Source organism: Ohtaekwangia kribbensis, assembly GCF_042676245.1.
Classification (GTDB): Bacteria; Bacteroidota; Bacteroidia; order Cytophagales; family Cyclobacteriaceae; genus Ohtaekwangia; species Ohtaekwangia kribbensis.
This window is the reverse complement of sequence record NZ_JBHTKA010000001.1, coordinates 1,242,795-1,260,353: the sequence shown is the minus strand read 5'-3', so window position 1 is coordinate 1,260,353 and position 17,559 is coordinate 1,242,795. Positions and strand designations below refer to the sequence as shown.

13 protein-coding genes are annotated in these 17,559 nt (G+C 44.0%); 9 read left to right on the top strand and 4 right to left on the bottom strand.

Features of this window, described 5'->3' with window-relative positions:
- The first annotated feature begins 93 nt into the window (after positions 1–93).
- Positions 94–1,137 carry an NAD(P)-dependent alcohol dehydrogenase gene (locus tag ACFQ21_RS04895; RefSeq protein WP_377575638.1) on the top strand — a complete coding sequence of 348 codons (1,044 nt, stop codon included), beginning with the start codon at positions 94–96 and terminating at the stop codon, positions 1,135–1,137.
- 143 nt (positions 1,138–1,280) lie between these two features.
- On the opposite strand, the gene ACFQ21_RS04890 is transcribed toward ACFQ21_RS04895, so the two are convergent.
- Both ACFQ21_RS04890 and ACFQ21_RS04885 read right to left on the bottom strand, forming a co-directional pair.
- Positions 1,281–2,615: a sensor histidine kinase gene (locus ACFQ21_RS04890; RefSeq protein WP_377575635.1), complete on the bottom strand. Its 1,335-nt coding sequence runs from the start codon at positions 2,613–2,615 to the stop codon at positions 1,281–1,283.
- Positions 2,605–3,972, bottom strand: a complete 1,368-nt coding sequence (locus ACFQ21_RS04885) for a sigma-54-dependent transcriptional regulator (RefSeq protein WP_377575632.1) — start codon at positions 3,970–3,972, stop codon at positions 2,605–2,607. The genes ACFQ21_RS04890 and ACFQ21_RS04885 overlap by 11 nt, the downstream gene beginning before the upstream one ends.
- Positions 3,973–4,182: 210 nt before the next feature.
- Between ACFQ21_RS04885 and ACFQ21_RS04880 the strand changes: the two genes are divergently transcribed.
- From ACFQ21_RS04880 to treZ, 4 genes are all read left to right on the top strand, one after another.
- Complete coding sequence (locus ACFQ21_RS04880) at positions 4,183–6,543, top strand: ABC transporter permease (RefSeq protein WP_377575629.1); 2,361 nt, start codon at positions 4,183–4,185, stop codon at positions 6,541–6,543.
- 203 nt (positions 6,544–6,746) lie between these two features.
- Positions 6,747–7,604 carry an aldo/keto reductase gene (locus tag ACFQ21_RS04875; protein WP_377575627.1) on the top strand — a complete coding sequence of 286 codons (858 nt, stop codon included), beginning with the start codon at positions 6,747–6,749 and terminating at the stop codon, positions 7,602–7,604.
- A gap of 202 nt (positions 7,605–7,806) precedes the next feature.
- Positions 7,807–9,423 (top strand): alpha-amylase family glycosyl hydrolase, encoded by a 1,617-nt coding sequence (locus tag ACFQ21_RS04870; RefSeq protein ID WP_377575624.1) that lies wholly within the window; start codon positions 7,807–7,809, stop codon positions 9,421–9,423.
- Between the two features lie 26 nt (positions 9,424–9,449).
- Positions 9,450–11,291 carry a malto-oligosyltrehalose trehalohydrolase gene (treZ, locus tag ACFQ21_RS04865; RefSeq protein ID WP_377575621.1) on the top strand — a complete coding sequence of 614 codons (1,842 nt, stop codon included), beginning with the start codon at positions 9,450–9,452 and terminating at the stop codon, positions 11,289–11,291.
- Between the two features lie 37 nt (positions 11,292–11,328).
- Here the strand turns inward: treZ and ACFQ21_RS04860 are convergent, their stop codons facing one another.
- The gene (locus ACFQ21_RS04860) at positions 11,329–12,495 is read right to left on the bottom strand and encodes a DUF748 domain-containing protein (protein WP_377575618.1); all 1,167 of its coding nucleotides are present in this window, start codon (positions 12,493–12,495) and stop codon (positions 11,329–11,331) included.
- A 56-nt stretch (positions 12,496–12,551) separates the two neighbouring features.
- Positions 12,552–12,749 carry a hypothetical protein gene (locus ACFQ21_RS04855; protein ID WP_377575615.1) on the bottom strand — a complete coding sequence of 66 codons (198 nt, stop codon included), beginning with the start codon at positions 12,747–12,749 and terminating at the stop codon, positions 12,552–12,554.
- Between the two features lie 112 nt (positions 12,750–12,861).
- Between ACFQ21_RS04855 and ACFQ21_RS04850 the strand changes: the two genes are divergently transcribed.
- From ACFQ21_RS04850 to ACFQ21_RS04835, 4 genes are all read left to right on the top strand, one after another.
- Positions 12,862–13,323: a low affinity iron permease family protein gene (locus ACFQ21_RS04850; protein ID WP_377575613.1), complete on the top strand. Its 462-nt coding sequence runs from the start codon at positions 12,862–12,864 to the stop codon at positions 13,321–13,323.
- 510 nt (positions 13,324–13,833) lie between these two features.
- Positions 13,834–16,416: a sensor histidine kinase gene (locus ACFQ21_RS04845; protein ID WP_377575610.1), complete on the top strand. Its 2,583-nt coding sequence runs from the start codon at positions 13,834–13,836 to the stop codon at positions 16,414–16,416.
- Positions 16,409–16,777 carry a response regulator gene (locus ACFQ21_RS04840; protein ID WP_377575608.1) on the top strand — a complete coding sequence of 123 codons (369 nt, stop codon included), beginning with the start codon at positions 16,409–16,411 and terminating at the stop codon, positions 16,775–16,777. Before ACFQ21_RS04845 ends, ACFQ21_RS04840 begins: the two co-directional genes overlap by 8 nt.
- Before the next feature lie 7 nt (positions 16,778–16,784).
- Positions 16,785–17,453: a response regulator transcription factor gene (locus ACFQ21_RS04835; protein ID WP_377575605.1), complete on the top strand. Its 669-nt coding sequence runs from the start codon at positions 16,785–16,787 to the stop codon at positions 17,451–17,453.
- Positions 17,454–17,559 lie beyond the last annotated feature (106 nt).

Here is a 17,559-nt window from a genome sequence, read left to right as displayed (position 1 = left end):
TGAATTTTATACCTTTCTGTTTGAATTTTGATATCCGGTATAACTCGGTTCTTTCGACTTTTGAAACTTCATTAAACTTTATACTAGCCATTTATGATACAAGCAAAAGGATATGCCGTGCAAAACGCCACTTCGGCTTTAGCACCCTGGAATTTTGAGAGACGCGAAGTAGGCCCTCATGATGTTCACTTCGATATACAATATTGTGGCATCTGCCATTCAGACCTTCACCAGGCACGCGATGAGTGGGGAGGATCTATATACCCGATGGTACCAGGCCATGAACTGGTAGGTAAAGTAATTAAAGTTGGTGCGCACGTAAAGAAATTCAAAGCCGGTGACCTTGTAGGTGTTGGATGTCTCGTGGATTCATGCAGAACCTGTGAGAACTGTAAAGAAGGTCTCGAACAATATTGTTTGAATGGTATGTCGCCAACCTATAACGGTTACGAGCAAGACCACAAAACACCAACGTATGGCGGTTACTCCAACACCATTGTAGTGCACGAAGATTTTGTGCTGAGCGTGTCTGAAAAACTTTCACTCGCTGCAGTGGCACCATTACTGTGTGCCGGTATAACTACATACTCACCGCTTCGTCACTGGAAAGTTGGAAAAGGACACAAGCTTGCTGTAGTTGGTCTTGGCGGTCTCGGCCACATGGCTGTGAAGTTTGGTGTAGCGTTCGGTGCTGAGGTAACGGTGTTGAGTACATCTGCGTCCAAAGAAGCAGATGCGCGTAAACTTGGAGCACACAAGTTTGTTGTTACATCTGACGAAGCGCAAGTGAAAAGTGTTCGCGGATATTTTGACTTCATACTCGATACGGTTTCTGCCGCCCATGATTTCAACCTATATCTGTCGTTGTTGAGAACCAACGGTACACATATATGCGTAGGCGTTCCGCCAGATCCTGCTGCTGTTCATGCATTCAGCCTGATTGCAGGGAGAAAGACACTGGCAGGTTCAATGATCGGTGGACTTCCTGAAACACAAGAAATGCTCGACTTCTGTGCCAAGCATAACATCGTTTCTGATATTGAGATAATCGATATCAAAGACATCAACAAAGCCTACGAGCGAATGGTAAAGGGCGATGTTCGCTACCGCTTCGTTATCGATATGGCTACATTATAGTATTTAAACCTATATATAAATGGAAAGCCTTTTGCATCAGCAGAAGGCTTTTTTATTGCCCGCAGTTTTGCAGGTATACGCAGAAAGGTTTCGTGCATGTATTTATACTCTGCGTAAATCAGCGTCCTCTGCGGGAAAGAAAATTATAACGTAATAATAAACTCGGTGCCCAGCGATGGCGCACTATTCACCCGGATATCAGCATGATGTAACTGCAATATCTGCTTCGATATAGCCAGTCCTATACCGGAGCCATTTTTTTTGGTAGTATAGAATGGTATAAATATTTTTTCCAATGTAGTTTCATCCATTCCCTCGCCATTATCGCGAATATGAATATTTACCTGGCCTTTGGCCGAAGGTGTAGTATAAATGTGAATAGCAGGAGCAGCTTTACCCGCTACAGCATCAATAGCATTCAATAATAAATTGATCAGCACATGTTCCATCAGACCAGGATCAGCTATAACAGGCCGATCGATGTCAGAAGTGGTTAAAGCTATGCCTTGTTCCCTGATGTTCGCGGCCATGAGTACTTCCACCCGGTGAACAATTTCACGCAGGTTAGTTTCGGTTGCGTTGAGTTTGGGTATAGCCGCCAGTTTCCTGTAAGTCTTTGTAAAATTATAAAGTCCTTCACTTCGTATATGGATGGCGTCCAGCCCCTGATTCAGGGAATCATAGATCGATGGCATGGGCACATCGGCAGCTTTACTTTGGACAACGAGGCCATGTAACGTTGAACTTAATGATATAATAGGCGATACCGAATTCATGATCTCATGACTCATAACATGAATCAGTTTTTGCCACGCATCCATTTCATGTATATCCAGTTCCTGCCGGATGTTCTGCATGGAGATCAATTTATAGTACATATCCTCCAGCTTGAATTCGGAAGCGTGTATAGAGAGTTGTAATACTTCCTGCTGCACGCGCAGCTTTACCAGGCGTGTTTCTCCTGTACGTATTTCACGTATTGTATTCGCCAGCGAAGCATCAATATTTTCGAAAGCATGAAGATCGGGCAGTATATTTTTTTGCAGCATGGTTTTCAATGCCTGGTTGGCGTGCTGTACCTTGCCCGTGGCATCCACGCTGAGTATACCGACACGCACATGCTCAAACAACATTTCGAGGTAACGGTATTGCACTTCTTTCTGCACGCTGATGTTGCGAAAGGCAGTAGCAATCTTGTTGAGCATGCTATATAACTCATCGATACTCTTGCCATTACCCGAAGTATGAAAATGCGTAGTGAAATCACTTTGCAGTAAACTCGTCAGGAAGTTTTTCAGGTCGCGATTAAAACGGTCGGTATACCACACCAGTTCAACGAGCAGAATCAAGATCGCGCCAGCGAGGTATATACTTCGAAGATAATACCCGAGCACGATGCACCAGGCAAATAGCGTGACAGCGCCCGTCAGCAATAACACACGGAAAACGATCTGAAGTTTGAAATTCTTAAATACCATAGGTTTGGATTCTTCGGTATAGTGCACCACGCGAAAGTCCTAATTCATCGGCAGCATGACTGATGTTTCCGTGGTGTTTCGCTATAGCTTTGCGGATCGCCCAGGCTTCAAGTTTTTCGAGGTTGAAATCTTCAAAGGTAACTTCAGAAGACATTTGTTTTTGCAGGGTTCCGAAATCTGCAGATTCGATCTGCTGTCCTTCGCACATAATTACCGCACGCTCAACCGCGTGTTGCAGTTCGCGTATATTACCCGGCCACCGGTATTTCTGAAGAGTATAGATAACATCATCGGTAAACTTTAAGTAAGGCTTCTGGTATTTATGACTGAAGCGGCTCAGAAAGTGTTCAGCCAGTAAAGGTATATCTTCTGCGCGATCCTGCAGCGGTGGCAACGTGAGCTCTACCGTGTTAATGCGATAGTATAGATCTTCCCTGAATTTACCTTCCTTTACCATAGCCTGCAGGTTGCCATTGGTGGCACAGATAATTCGTACATCCAGATCGATACTTTCATGCGTACCCAGTCGGGTAACTTTTTTGTGTTGTAGCACGGTGAGCAATTTGGCCTGAAGCGAAAGTGACAGATTGCCGATCTCATCGAGAAATAAAGTACCACCAGCCGCAGCTTCAAACCGGCCTGCGCGGTCTTCTTTTGCATCGGTAAAAGCTCCTTTACGGTGTCCAAACATTTCACTTTCAAAAAGACTTTCGCTTAGAGAACCTACATCCACCGTCATAAATATACCGTTGGCCCGGGCGGAGTTCCGGTGTATTTCGCGCGCTATAATTTCTTTACCCGTACCGTTTTGTCCGAGAATTAGGACATCAGCTTCCGTGGGCGCCACTTTCTCAATCGCCTTTCGGATGGCAAGTATAGATTCAGATATACCGATAACCGGTTCGTGCCGATCCAACGCAGAGGCTAGTGATCGCTGCTGCGATTTCAACTGCTTTACTTTCTTTTTCTCCTGGCTTAACAAGTGCGCTGTCTTAACGGTAGCCAGTAGCTTTTCATTCTGCCAGGGCTTCACTATAAAATCGAGTGCACCTTCTTTCATTGATTCTACGGCTACATGTATATCACCGTAAGCCGTTAATAAAATTACCTGTGTCTCAGGCGCTATACTTTTGATCTTCTTCAACCAGAACCGTCCCTGGTTCCCCGTGGTATCGCCCTGGCGAAAATTCATGTCGAGCACTACCACATCAAATTGTTCGCGGTCCAGCAACGCCTGAATGCGCTCGGGGTTGCTGATCGTTTTAACGGAAGTAAAATAGGGTTCGAGCAATAGCTTGACCGAGAGAAGAACAAATTCATCATCATCAACGAGCAGTATATTTCCGGCTGCTTTCATGGCTGTTCAGACTTATAGGTACCGATCGTTAAAGGTATAGACAGCATGGCTGAAAGCAATAGAAAGTGCCCACCAATGGACAGTTTTATTTTTATGAATGGGCACTCGCTATAACGATTCAGGTGAATACGCTTGTATTTCGCACGAAAAGGAGCATATTGTTTATGGCATCGTGTTGGTAAACACCTAGAGAAAGAAACAGGGATCTATATGCTCCGACATAATTTTTTACTCCTTTACCGGAATTTCAAAAGGTTCAGAGGTACATTCTTTATCAACCTGGCTGGTCTTTCCACAGGTCTTGCCTGTACCTTGCTGATATACCTGTGGGTATATGATGAGTGGCAGGTTGATAAATTCCACGCCAACGACAGCTGGCTGTATAAAATATTTGAGAAGCAGCAACACTCCGGTAACATCGGAGTTACTGATTCAACGCCCGGGCTACTGGCTGAAACACTGGCGGAAGATATGCCCGAGGTAGAGTATGCATCAACGGTTACGCCTCCCTATTGGTTTGACCGCTTTACGTTATCGGTAAAGGACAAGCGGATAAGTGCAGCCGGTATATATGCCGGTAAGGATTACTTTAATATTTTCTCGTTTGACCTGCTTCACGGTGATGCCAGCCGTGTACTCGCAGATAAGAATTCCATTGTGATATCCGAAAGTATAGCGAAGAGTCTGTTTACAACAACAGCCAACGCGATGGGTAAAGCAATCGAATGGCAGCGCGAGCAGGAGTATATCGTGAGTGGTGTATTCAAAGACATTCCTTCTGCTTCGTCTCTGCGATCTGATTTCGTTCTGTCGTTTGAGGTTATGAAGGACACCAACAAAGGTGTACTCAACTGGGCTAACTCCGGTCCCATGACTTTTCTTGTTTTAAAGAAAGGAACCGATGCCACTTTGTTCGAGCGAAAAATATCAGGTCTCATTAAAACAAAGACAACCGCTACACACCGCGATCTGATTTTACAGAAATATTCAGATGGGTATCTCTTCGGCCGGTTTGAAAATGGTATAGCCACCGGTGGCCGAATTGACTATGTGATCTTGTTTAGTGTAATCGCTGCTTTTATACTCGTTATTGCCTGCATTAATTTTATGAACCTCTCTACAGCAAAAGCATCACGCAGGCTTAAAGAGATTGGTATAAAGAAAGCCATAGGTGCAGGCAGACGAACATTGGTTATACAACATTTAGGAGAGTCGATGTTTATGAGTTTCCTTTCGCTTCTGCTCGCAGTGCTCATGGTAGATTTGGTCCTTCCCAGCTTTAACATCATAACGGTTAAGCAACTGGTATTAACATTCAGCACCGATCTTGTGGTGGCATCGCTCCTCATAACATTGGCAGCCGGTTTATTGGCAGGCAGTTACCCGGCCCTATATCTTTCCGGGTTTAGCCCGGTCCATGTATTGAAAGGCAAACTGAATTCGTCAACAGGCGAACTGTGGGCACGAAAAGGTCTTGTTATATTCCAGTTCACGCTCTCGGTAATCTTTATCGTTTCTGTTTTGATCATATATATGCAGATCGATTTTCTGCAATCCAGAAACCTCGGGTATAATAAAGACAACGTCATTCATTTCCCGATGGAAGGACGTGTGAAAGAAAATCCGGAAACATTTCTGAATGAACTCCGAAAACTTCCCGGCATTGTGAGCGCTTCGAGTATAGGACAAAGCATGGTAGGCGGAGGTAACACCACTGAAATAGAGTGGGAAGGTAAAGAACCGAATATGCTTGTCCCATTTGCTATACGTCCGGTTAACTATGATGTTATCGAAATGCTGGACCTGGAACTACTGCAAGGTCGCGCATTCTCGCGGGACGATAGTCCGGGGTTTAAAGCTATATTTAATGAGACAGCCATTGATATCATGGCACTTAAAGATCCGATAGGTAAAACGATACAGCTTGGCAACGATAAACTGAATGTTGAAATTATAGGTGTAGTGAAAGATTTTCATTTTGAATCGCTGCACAGTAAAGTTGCACCGATGTTCTTTGTTATAGCACCTCCTTATACAAGCAAGATCATTGCGCGTATGACGGCCGGCTCCGAGCGTGAGACAATTGACAGGTTGCAGAATTTTTACCGGACTTATAATCCGGAATTCGATCTTGATTATCGTTTTCTCGATCAGGACTATCAGGCACAATATGCTGCAGAAGAACGCATCGGTACACTATCAGAATACTTTGCCGGGCTTGCCATTCTTATTTCATGCCTGGGTTTATTTGGACTTGCATCCTTTACGGCTGAGCGAAGACTCAAGGAGATTGGCATTCGTAAGGTGCTGGGATCGAGCGCAACAAATATAGTTATACTGCTTACGGCAGATTTTACGCGCATTGTCCTGGTGGCTATTATACTGGCATTACCTGTGAGCTATTATATAGGTAAATTCTGGCTGGATAACTTTGCCTATAAGATCCCGTTAACGTGGTGGTATTTTGTAAGTGGCGGATGTATAGCGCTGTTTATATCCTGGTTAACGGTTGGCTTGCAGGCTATTCGTGCTGCGCGTGTTAATCCGGCACGGTGTCTTCGTGATGAATGAGGTTACGTGTTTAGGTGTTTATGTGTTTACGTGTGTGGGGATTTCGTTTATGGTTGTTTATCGGTATATAGCGATCGTTTATATAATGTAGGTTGTTGATGGGTGGCAGAAATAAATATTCTGAAAAAAGACACGCTTCCTAAAAATGTTTTCGATTCGGGTTGTGTTGTAAGGTACATTTCAATTGTCTAAACGATACAATTATGAGTACAAAAACAATCAACGACACATTTCGTGTGGGAGGCGATCTTACTGTTAACCGTTTGGGTTATGGCGCTATGCGTATTACAGGTGAAGGTATATGGGGACCACCAGCCGATAAAGCCGAAGCACTCCGCGTATTGAAGCGTGCAGTAGAGCTGGGCGTAAATTTTATAGATACTGCAGATAGTTACGGACCAGATGTTTCGGAAGAACTGATAGCCGAAGCATTGCATCCGTATCCGAAAGACCTGGTGATTGCAACGAAAGGTGGCTTCGAACGTTCCGGTCCGAATGTATGGAATGTCAATTCACATCCCGATCATTTGAAACGTGCGTTGGAAGGAAGTCTGAAACGTCTCAAACTTGAACAAATCGATCTGTATCAATTACATCGCATTGATCCCAAAGTACCGGCTGAAAAATCATTTGCGTTTTTACGCAAGGCACAGGAGGAAGGAAAGATAAAGCATATAGGACTCTCGGAAGTTAGCGTTGATGATATACAGCGTGCACAGAAATTCTTTCCCGTGGTATCGGTGCAGAACATGTATAGTGTTGATAACCGGAAGTGGGAAGCGGTACTGGAATATACCCATAAAAATAGTATAGCCTTCATTCCGTGGTATCCGCTTAGTGCCGGAAATGTAGCAGCACAGCAAACGTTGAAAAATATAGCAGACCGACACAATGCTACCGTACACCAGGTCGCGCTTAGCTGGCTGTTGCACCGCGCTGATAACATCTTGTTAATACCCGGTACATCGCGCGTAAAGCACCTCGAAGATAACATGAAAGCCGCAGTACTTGATTTGAACGATCTGGATCTGCGTGAGCTGAATGCCATTGCCCCGGTCTAATCAATTGCTGGAGAAGCGAAAACGATATAAGCAGAACCTGAGGTATAACACTCAGGTTCTTTTTTTATGTCGAATATCAATGACTTTCCTCATTTTCAGAAGGGTATACTTTTTTATGAGTAAAAAAATGCCAATTCGCGACTTATTCATTTTCATATAGCTTTCTATTGTACTGGCACAGCTTTTTGGAAACAAGAATGGTATGGGAGTACAAAACAATCAACCAAACACTTTGTGGTGGCAGAGCGGAGTTATTTACCAGATATATCCGCGCTCGTTTCAGGACAACAATGGCGATGGCATTGGCGATCTGCGAGGCATCATAACCCGACTGGATTACCTGCAATGGCTGGGCATTCGCGCTATATGGATTTCCCCTATATATCCTTCGCCCATGGCCGACTTCGGGTATGATATAGCAGATTATACCAATATACATTCCATGTTTGGTACGATGGATGATTTTGATGAACTCGTGCGTGAGATACATGCACGGAACATGAAACTCATCCTCGATCTTGTTCCCAACCATACATCCGATCAGCATCCGTGGTTTCTCGAATCAAAATCTTCACGCAACAACCCCAGGCGCGACTGGTATATATGGCGAGACGCACGACCGGATGGTGGCGTGCCGAACAACTGGCTTGCAGCTTTTGGCGGATCGGCCTGGCAATGGGATGAGACAACACAGCAATATTATTATCACGCGTTCCTGAAAGAACAGCCCGACCTGAACTGGCGCAACCCGGCTGTACGGCAAGCTATGCTTGATACCATGCGCTTCTGGCTCGAGAAAGGCGTGGATGGTTTTCGGGTGGATGTTATGTGGCACATGATCAAGGATGAGAAGCTGCGTGATAACCCGGTGAATACCGCGTATCAGCATCACATGGCTACATACGATCAGTTATTACCAGTATACTCAACCGATCAGCCGGAAGTACATGATATCGTTCGTGAAATGCGTGCGTTGCTCGATCGCTATACCGAGCGCATGCTGATTGGTGAAATATACCTTCCGATTCATAAGCTGGTTACGTATTATGGTAAAGATAATCAGGGGGCACATCTTCCGTTTAATTTCCAGTTGCTTACGCTGCCGTGGAATGCGCGCGTCATTGCTTCTGCCGTGAGCGAGTACGAAGGAGCATTACCTTCACAGGGCTGGCCGAACTGGGTATTGAGTAATCATGACCAGCCTCGTATTGCCAGTCGGGTTGGAGCCCACCAGGCGCGTGTAGCTGCTACGTTGCTACTGACTTTGCGTGGCACGCCCACGGTATACTATGGTGATGAAATAGGCATGCGCGATGTACCCATTCCGTTTCATGAAATACAAGATCCACAGGGACTTAATATGCCCGATAAGAATTTGAGTCGTGATCCTTCGCGCACACCTATGCAATGGAACAACAGTGAACAAGGTGGTTTTACAGCTGGTAAACCATGGTTACGACTCGATCGTAATTTTTACCAGGTCAATGTACAGGCACAGAAGGATGATGCATACTCCATGCTTCAGCTTTACCGGAAATTGATTCGGCTGCGTGAAGAATATATAGCACTGGTAGCCGGTAATTATATGCCAGTATATGCCGATCACCAGATGATGGCCTATATACGTGCTGCTGAAGGAGCACCGCGTTTGTTGATTGTATTAAACTTTAGTCATCGCCCGTGTTATTTCAAATCGCTGGCAGAACCTTTGAAAGGCACCATCCTTGTGTCTACTTCGCCTGAGCTGGAGGGAACGACCGTAGAGGGTACCACCAGCCTGAGTGGCGATGAAGCCATTGTTGTGCGGCTCGATGCCTAAAATAAATTTGTTGATTAACTATATATATGTCTACAGACGCACGCATTCACGGTGCAGTATATGCTGAAGATGGTACCTGTACATTTTCTGTATGGGCTCCTGAAAAGAAGAAAATGATACTACACCTGGTGGCTCCACAGGAAGAGAAAGTGGAGATGATAAAAGACGAATCCGGATACTTTTATAAGAAGCTGAGCCGTGTAACGCCCGGTACGCAATACTTCTTCATGCCGGAAGGAGCGGAAGATATACCGGATCTCGCTTCTCATTTTCAACCGCACGGTGTAAAAGGCCCATCTGAAATAGTAGATCACAATGCTTTTGTCTGGGAGGACGAAGCGTGGCGCGGCAAGCCCCTGGAAGATTATATACTATACGAACTTCATGTCGGTACATTTACCGAAGAAGGAACTTTCGAAGCAATTATACCGCGCCTCGAAGATTTATTGGACAATGGCATAAATGCATTGGAGATTATGCCGGTGTCTCAATTCTCAGGTGAGCGAAACTGGGGATATGATGGTGTATTTCCGTATGCAGTACAGAACTCATACGGAGGTCCGCAGGGATTGAAAAAGCTGGTGAACGCGTGTCATAAAAAAGGTATAGCAGTGGTACTCGATGTAGTATATAACCATATAGGGCCGGAAGGAAATTGGTTTGAGCATTATGCCCCGTATTTTACTGATACCTATCGTACCCCGTGGGGGAATGCTATAAATTTTGATGGCGAGTGGTCGGATGGTGTGCGCGATTATTTTTCCGGCAATCCTATATATTGGTTCAACCATTTTCATATTGACGGCTTACGACTGGATGCTATACATGCTGTCTTTGATACGAGTGCAGAACATTTCTGGGAACTCTGTCATAAGCGGATTAAAGCGCTTGAAAGGCGAGTAGCCAGGCCGTTGTATATGATCGCGGAAAGCGATTTTAACAGTCCGAAGATAGTAACGCCAATCGGGAAGGGTGGTGTTGGTTTTGAGGCACAGTGGCTAGATGATTTCCACCATGCCCTATATGTCTTGCTGGACAAACGCGGAAAGAAGCGTTATGAAGATTTCGGCTCGATGGAACAATTGGAGAAAGCCTATAACGAAGGCTTTGTCATGAGCGGTGAGTACGTGAAATTCCGGAAACGTAAATATGGTGCTTCATCTGCCGGTATTCCACCCAATCGGTTTTTAGTTTTTACCATGAATCACGATCAGGTTGGTAATCGTGTGCGAGCCGAGCGGTTATCGGCACTGGTTGATTTCGAAAGACTGAAGCTCGCAGCGGCAGCCATGTTACTGTCTCCGTATATACCCATGCTCTTTATGGGCGAAGAGTACGCGGACGAATCTCCGTTTTTTTATTTTATCAGTCATGAGGACCCTGATTTGATTGATGCGGTACGCGAAGGACGTAAGAAAGAGTTCGCTGCATTTGCCTCTGAAGGCGAACCACCCGATGCCTATGCGCAGGAAACGTTTCATGCATCCAAATTGAAATGGGACAAGCGCAATGAAGGGAAGCATGCGGTTATGCGCAATTGGCACAAACAACTCATCAGCATGCGACAGAATCATGTTGCCTTGAAGAGTTATGCCCGAAAAGATTTTCAGGCAACGGTAATAGGTGAAAAAGGCTTGCTGTTGCATCGTAAACATAATCGTGCACATCTATTGTGCCTGTTTAATTTTTCCGAAGAGAAGTATGTGTATACCATGGCTGCCTACACCACACAATGGCTAAAGGTACTGGATTCGAAAGAGGACCAATGGTGTATAACAGGAAACCCAAATAAACATCCGGAACAGGTCCTGGCCGGAGAAGTTGTTACGATACGGCCGCTAAGCGTTGTTGTATATACCAATCTGTAAAAAGGAGACAGGCTGATTCGAAGATGTAGTGTTTGAATCAGCTTTTCTTTTTGTCTTTGTCCTTATTCTTATCCTTTTCTTTGTCGTCTTTTTTGCCGAACACTTTTTCCAGGAAAGTTTTCTTTTTTTTCGATTGTGATTCTACGGTTGCTATATTTATCTCCTGGTCTATGGAAGGTTGCAGCGCCTGTATAAAAGCATTTTGCAGCACACGCGTAAGCGCGAACCATACATTTGTCTCCGGGTTTTTGAGACTTCCCTGGAAAGGAATTTTGGTAGCAACCTGGTCTTTGCGTTGGTTTTCAAAAATTTCTCCCGCAACACCGACTGTAGCTTCCCATGCTTTTCGCAGAATGTTATCATCGCGATCTTCTTGTCCCAGAATGTCCAGATCCTGAATGAGCGGTTTAACATAACCGGTAAATTTACCTTTCTTCGCTGCCACCTCAGTATAAAGTCCAAAGCGGCCTTTGTTAACATCTACCTTAGCATAGGCTTTAAAGAAGTCGTTAAGCTTAACAAGGTTCGTGTTCTTTAATTCAGCGTTCACATCGAAAGTTGGTTCATCCGCCAGTGGGTTAAGTTTCATGTTAATGGCAAGATCTCCTTCATATACATTGGCGTGTGCCCGAAGGGATGCCGGTAACACAACCGTTGAGTCATAACTGTTCCGAAGGTTTTCCGCCAGTGCGTAGGCATTGGTAAGACTGATGTCCACACGAGGCTTAGAAGTTTCATCTATATACTGAATGCTGCCATTGTTGATCTCCACGCGGTTTACCTGCAAAGGCATGAAGTCATCGAGCAGATTTTTAAAACTGCTGGAGTCGTCTCGCACTTCATCCGGCTCCACTTTGTCTTTGGTAAATCGTATCATCGGGTTTTCAAAGACAAGCTCTCCCACGATCGAACCGTGAAACAACGCTTTCCACTCTACGGATAAATCAATCTGAGACGCACCAAAAAAAGGTGTCTCCTTTTGTGTAGTACTGTCTACTTTGTTCAGATATATACTGTCAATCTCATAGGCGCCCCGTATCAATGCTATATCTATATCATCGGCCTTGCCATAATAACCATCCATGTTGGCAAGTGTTTTGTTCAGGTAATGAAGAACAATATAGGGGAGTGCCAGTCGCACGGCTACCAGCAGCACGGCAACAATTGCTAACGCCCATAGAATTTTTTTCTTTCGTGAGATCATGTTCTATACGTCATGCTTGGAAAAAAACATTCCTTGTAACTTTAATTGCGAAAAGGCTATATCGTGGTTTCGTCATTAATTTCGATTTGTGACTCGCCCAATCGTTTTGGTTTGCCAGGATCTTCTTTCGAAGAATCGGTAGATATATGTTCGCCTGTATCTACATTACTTTTGGGGGAAGATGCGTCACGGCCCTGCTTTTGTCTGCTGATGCGGGGGGTGTTTTGTGTATGTGATTTAGTGTGCGTTTTCATAATTGGATTGGTTTCGTTAACGGAAGTGAATAAAAAAATAATGCCGTGAGAATATACTTTCCACCCGGGAATGGATTTTTAAACAGTGCTACACAACAGAGTTACACTACGTATGAATTCATCTTGTAAAAAAATAACCCCACTGGAAAAATTTTCCACTGTGGTAACGGGTGCTGCTGGCAGTTCATCAGCTTTCCTGGTGGCGGTGTTATTGATATTGGTGTGGTTGATTACCGGGCCTATTTTTAATTATTCTGATACCTGGCAACTCGTTATTAATACGGGTACTACCATTATTACTTTCTTAATGGTATTTCTCATTCAACGAAGTCAGAATAAAGAATCAATTGCCATACATCTTAAATTGAATGAATTGGTTGCAGCGCATAGCAAAGCAAGCAACCGGCTTGTTTCGGTAGAAGATCTCACGGAAGAAGAGTTAAGAGTACTGCGCAAGTTCTATGCGAAACTCGCCACCATGAGTAAGGAAGAAGATAGCATGCAACAAACACACTCCATCGAAGAAGCCGAAGAACTGCATGAAGAAAAGCAAGCCGAAAAAGAGGGTCGGTAGATTGCTCGCTATATTTCGTTTTGCTGTGAAGTATTTTCTCGCAGTAGGAAATAGTCTTGCTGTTTTAACGGGAGCACTTCCTGATAGGATACTACACGCACGCTTATCTGCGTTTCACCATTTTTTAAAATACGTTGCAACATTTTGTCCTGATCCTGATAGGACAATACTACCTGTCTCAAATCGTGTTATTTGTAATTTTTTTATTCTGCGTGTATTCATACGGTTGGATTTTTTTTATTTCTGATATTTCACTATTTTCTACATTAAATTGATCGAGTAGAGATTGTTTGAATTGTTCCTGCACATTCCTGACGGTGCAATAGATTACAGGTTATTATTGGTTAAGATCATTAAGTAGATCATTTTAGAATTAGGTGTGTTGATCTGAATTTTTCAACGATGCGGATACATCATTGGCTTTGTATTTTGTTTTGTTTGGAGTTGTTGTTTTCCTGTAACCGGGCGAGCAGTAGTGGAAAACTCAGTGCAGAGTTTTCGTATGCCGTAATGGTTCCTGATATTGTGATTGTACATGCAGGTATGCCACTGCTTCAACCTGACTTTGAAGTTGAACGCATTACCGGTACTCAACCTATATCTATACTGTTAGGTGCTTTTGTGTGCCTGTTGGTATTAAGCGCAGTTGTGATGGTGTTTGCACTTCGGAAAAGCCGGGCGTATCGCGAATTAAACAAACGCCACGAAGCATTGTTAATTACCAATAAAGAATTTGCTGCAGCTAACGAAGAATTGAAATATACCAACCAGAAGCTGGAAGATGCTCATGTAAAAATAGCAGAGCAGACACAAACGATACTTCGTCAGAAAGATGAACAACTTAACCGTGTGCTCGATTCTTCGCAGGATATAATCTGGTCGATCGATTTAACGGGGGCCGGCAAACATTATATCAGCCGCTCTGCCACGCAGGTGCTGGGCGACAATGTTCGGGGAGAATTATTGATCGATGCTATATATTGGCAACACCTCGTGTTGGAGGAAGACTGGCCGTTAAAAGAAGAAGCGCTCCGAAATGTATCCCTCGATGGCTACGCAGAGTGTACGTATCGCATACGCACCGCTGATGATGGTTATCAATGGCTGTTCGAAAAAATGCACGTGGTGGATGATGAAAACGGAATGCCGTTACGACAGGAGGGGATCATTGTAGATATTACTAATCAAAAGAAGGCAGAGGAAATTATACTTCGCTATCAGCAGCAAATCGATATTATATTTTCCAACACTCAGGAAAATATAGTGCTGATGGATTTTACCGGAAAAGTTTTGTTGTTTAATAAAGCGTTTGAATACTTCGCGGAAGCTGTAACAGGCGTTCGGCCGGTTGTAGGAAAGTATATATGGGATATAACTACCAAAGATCGCAGGGAGGTTTCGCAGCGATTGTTCCAGGAAGCGCTTGAGGGTAAATTGATAAAGACCACGGCGGTGTTTTATATGCAGGATAATGCTATATATCATTCTGTTCGATACGAACCGATTATTAGCGATGGTAAAACTACGCATGTTGCCATTATAGCATCCGATATCACGCAATTGAAAGAACAGGAAAATATACTGCGCGAATCGGAAGCAAACCTGAAAGCTATATTTGATAACACCCGCGATTCTTTTACGTTGCTGTCTCCGGATTATACGATCATTGCTTTTAATAAAGCTAATTTTCAGAATGTGCTGCTGCGCACCAACAAGGAACTGCGTACAGGTGTAAACCTGCTGGAGTATATAGATGAAGATCGCAGAAGTGCTTTTACTTATTTACTGGAACGTGTTGAGAATGGTGAGATGATTTCCTACGAAGCTAATCTTCAGAACGGAGGACTTGAAGCTGCGTGGTTTAAAATAACCATCAGTCAGGTACGATCGGCTGAAGGTAAACTCTTTGGTTATTGCATCGAAGCGCATGATATAAATGAGCAGAAGGAATTTGAAGGTACATTAACGGCAATAGCGCGCGAGCTGTCAAGCTTAATCGAGAATGCCAACGTGCCTATATTTGGCATTGATCAACATGGAAAGATAAACGAATGGAATCGTGTCTCAGCAGAACTCACAGGTTTTTCAAGAACCGAAATGATCGGGCGTGACTGGATAACGAATTTACTCGAACCGGAATATCATGAAGTAGTAACAGCGATTATGAAAGATGCACTCAGCGGTGTACCCGTAAGTAATTTTGAATTGCCGGTGCTGAGTCGGAAGAAGCAGAAGATATCCTTGCTACTCAGTGTTTCACCACGGAAAGATGCTGAACATAAAATTGTTGGTGCAACGATTGTCGGTCAGAATATAACGGAGCTTATAGAGTATAAACAAAATCTGGAGCGTATGGTCTACGATCGCACACGCGAGTTGAACGAGGCGTTGCAGAAGGAAAAGGAGCTTGTAGAGATGAAAAGCAAGTTTGTCTCCATCGCGTCCCACGAATTCCGTACACCGCTCTCTTCCATTTCACTGGCATCAGGTTTTATCAAAAAGTACAAACAGAAGATTACACCGGAGGAAGTTGATAAACGATTGGACAACATTGAAAAGCAGGTGGGACACATGACGCATTTGCTGGACGATGTACTGCTGATCGGAAAAACGGAAGCCGGAAAGCTGGTGGTACATCCATCGGAAGTAGATATTGCTGATACGTTTGAGCGGTTGAAAAATGAGATAGAGCAAAGTACTGGCAATACACATATTATACGGTTACATATCGATAGTATAGAAGGTAGCGTGAATACCGATGAGAAACTGATTCGTACCATGGTAATAAACCTGCTCACCAATGCTGTCAAGTTTTCTCCGGGTGCTTCATACGTTGATTTGTTTGTAACTGCAGACTATAACAAGCTTGCGATAGGTGTAAAGGATTATGGTATAGGTATACCGGAGCAAGATATAAAAAATCTGTTCGAACCGTTTTACCGCGCCAGCAATGCTGCCGATGTGGAAGGTACCGGGCTTGGTCTTTCTATTATTAAGAAAGCGCTGGACCTGCTCAGAGGTTATGTAGATATAAAGAGTGTAATCGGACAAGGTACAGAAATAACTATAGTAATTCCGTTGGAACATGCCTAAGAAAATTATGGTAGTAGAAGATACTCCTGACCTGCTGCAGCATGTAACAGATTTCCTCACGATGGAGGGATATGATGTAGAGCCTTGCTCGAATGGTCATGATGCGTATCGGAAACTGGCATATAGTAAACCGGATCTGATCATCACGGATTTGCTAATGCCCAAGCTCGATGGATTTGCATTGATTGAAAAAATAAAACAGGACAAGACTATGCAACATATACCGGTTGCAATTTTTTCGGCAAAGCCACCGCATGAAAACGAAGCGCGGGCATTGAGTCTCAATGTGCAGGCCTTTATAAAGAAGCCGTGCTCGCTGGACGATCTGCATGAGATAGTAAAAAGTATACTGGATAAATAAGAAGATCATGAGTGCTGTAAAAGTTATAGTTGTAGACGATCACGGATTGGTGCGACAGGGTATCGTTTCGTTGTTACGTGAAAGTGGTGAAGTGGAAATCCTGAAAAGTGTAGATAGCGGAGAAGAAGCCGTGAACTACGCTACGGAGCTTTCACCGGATATAGTTATTATGGATATTGTGATGAGAGGAATGACGGGTATAGAAGCCACGCGTTGGATTAAGGAACAAAACCCGCATGTAAAAGTTATACTGGTGTCAAGCGAAGTAAATAAGGATTTTATACGCGCAGGTCTTCGCAGCGGTATGGATGGCTATCTCAACAAGAGTACAACATCCGATGTGTTGATGAAAGCTGTGCGCAGTGTAATGAAGGGAGAGAAATATTTTGGTACTGATATCACTTCGCTCGTGCTGGAAGAATTTTCATCACCACAAAAATCCACGCGCGATAATGACCGGGGAGAAAAGCTGAAGGGCAGCGTACTCTCCAAACGCGAAGAAGAAGTACTCACGTTGATAGCCGAAGGAAAAAGTTTGAAACAGATCGGAGAAGAACTTTTTATCAGTGTGAAAACGGTGGAAACGCATAAACTTCATATCCAGGATAAACTCGGGCTCACCGGCACGGCACAGCTTGTGCGATATGCCCTGGAGCGCAAGGTAACGCGATACTAAGCTTTTCACGTAGGCTACATCAGTAATATCCTGATTTTGTAAAATCATTCTATTGCTGTCAGATTTTAGGGTGCGCAATCAGACATTTGTTTCTGATTAACGCATA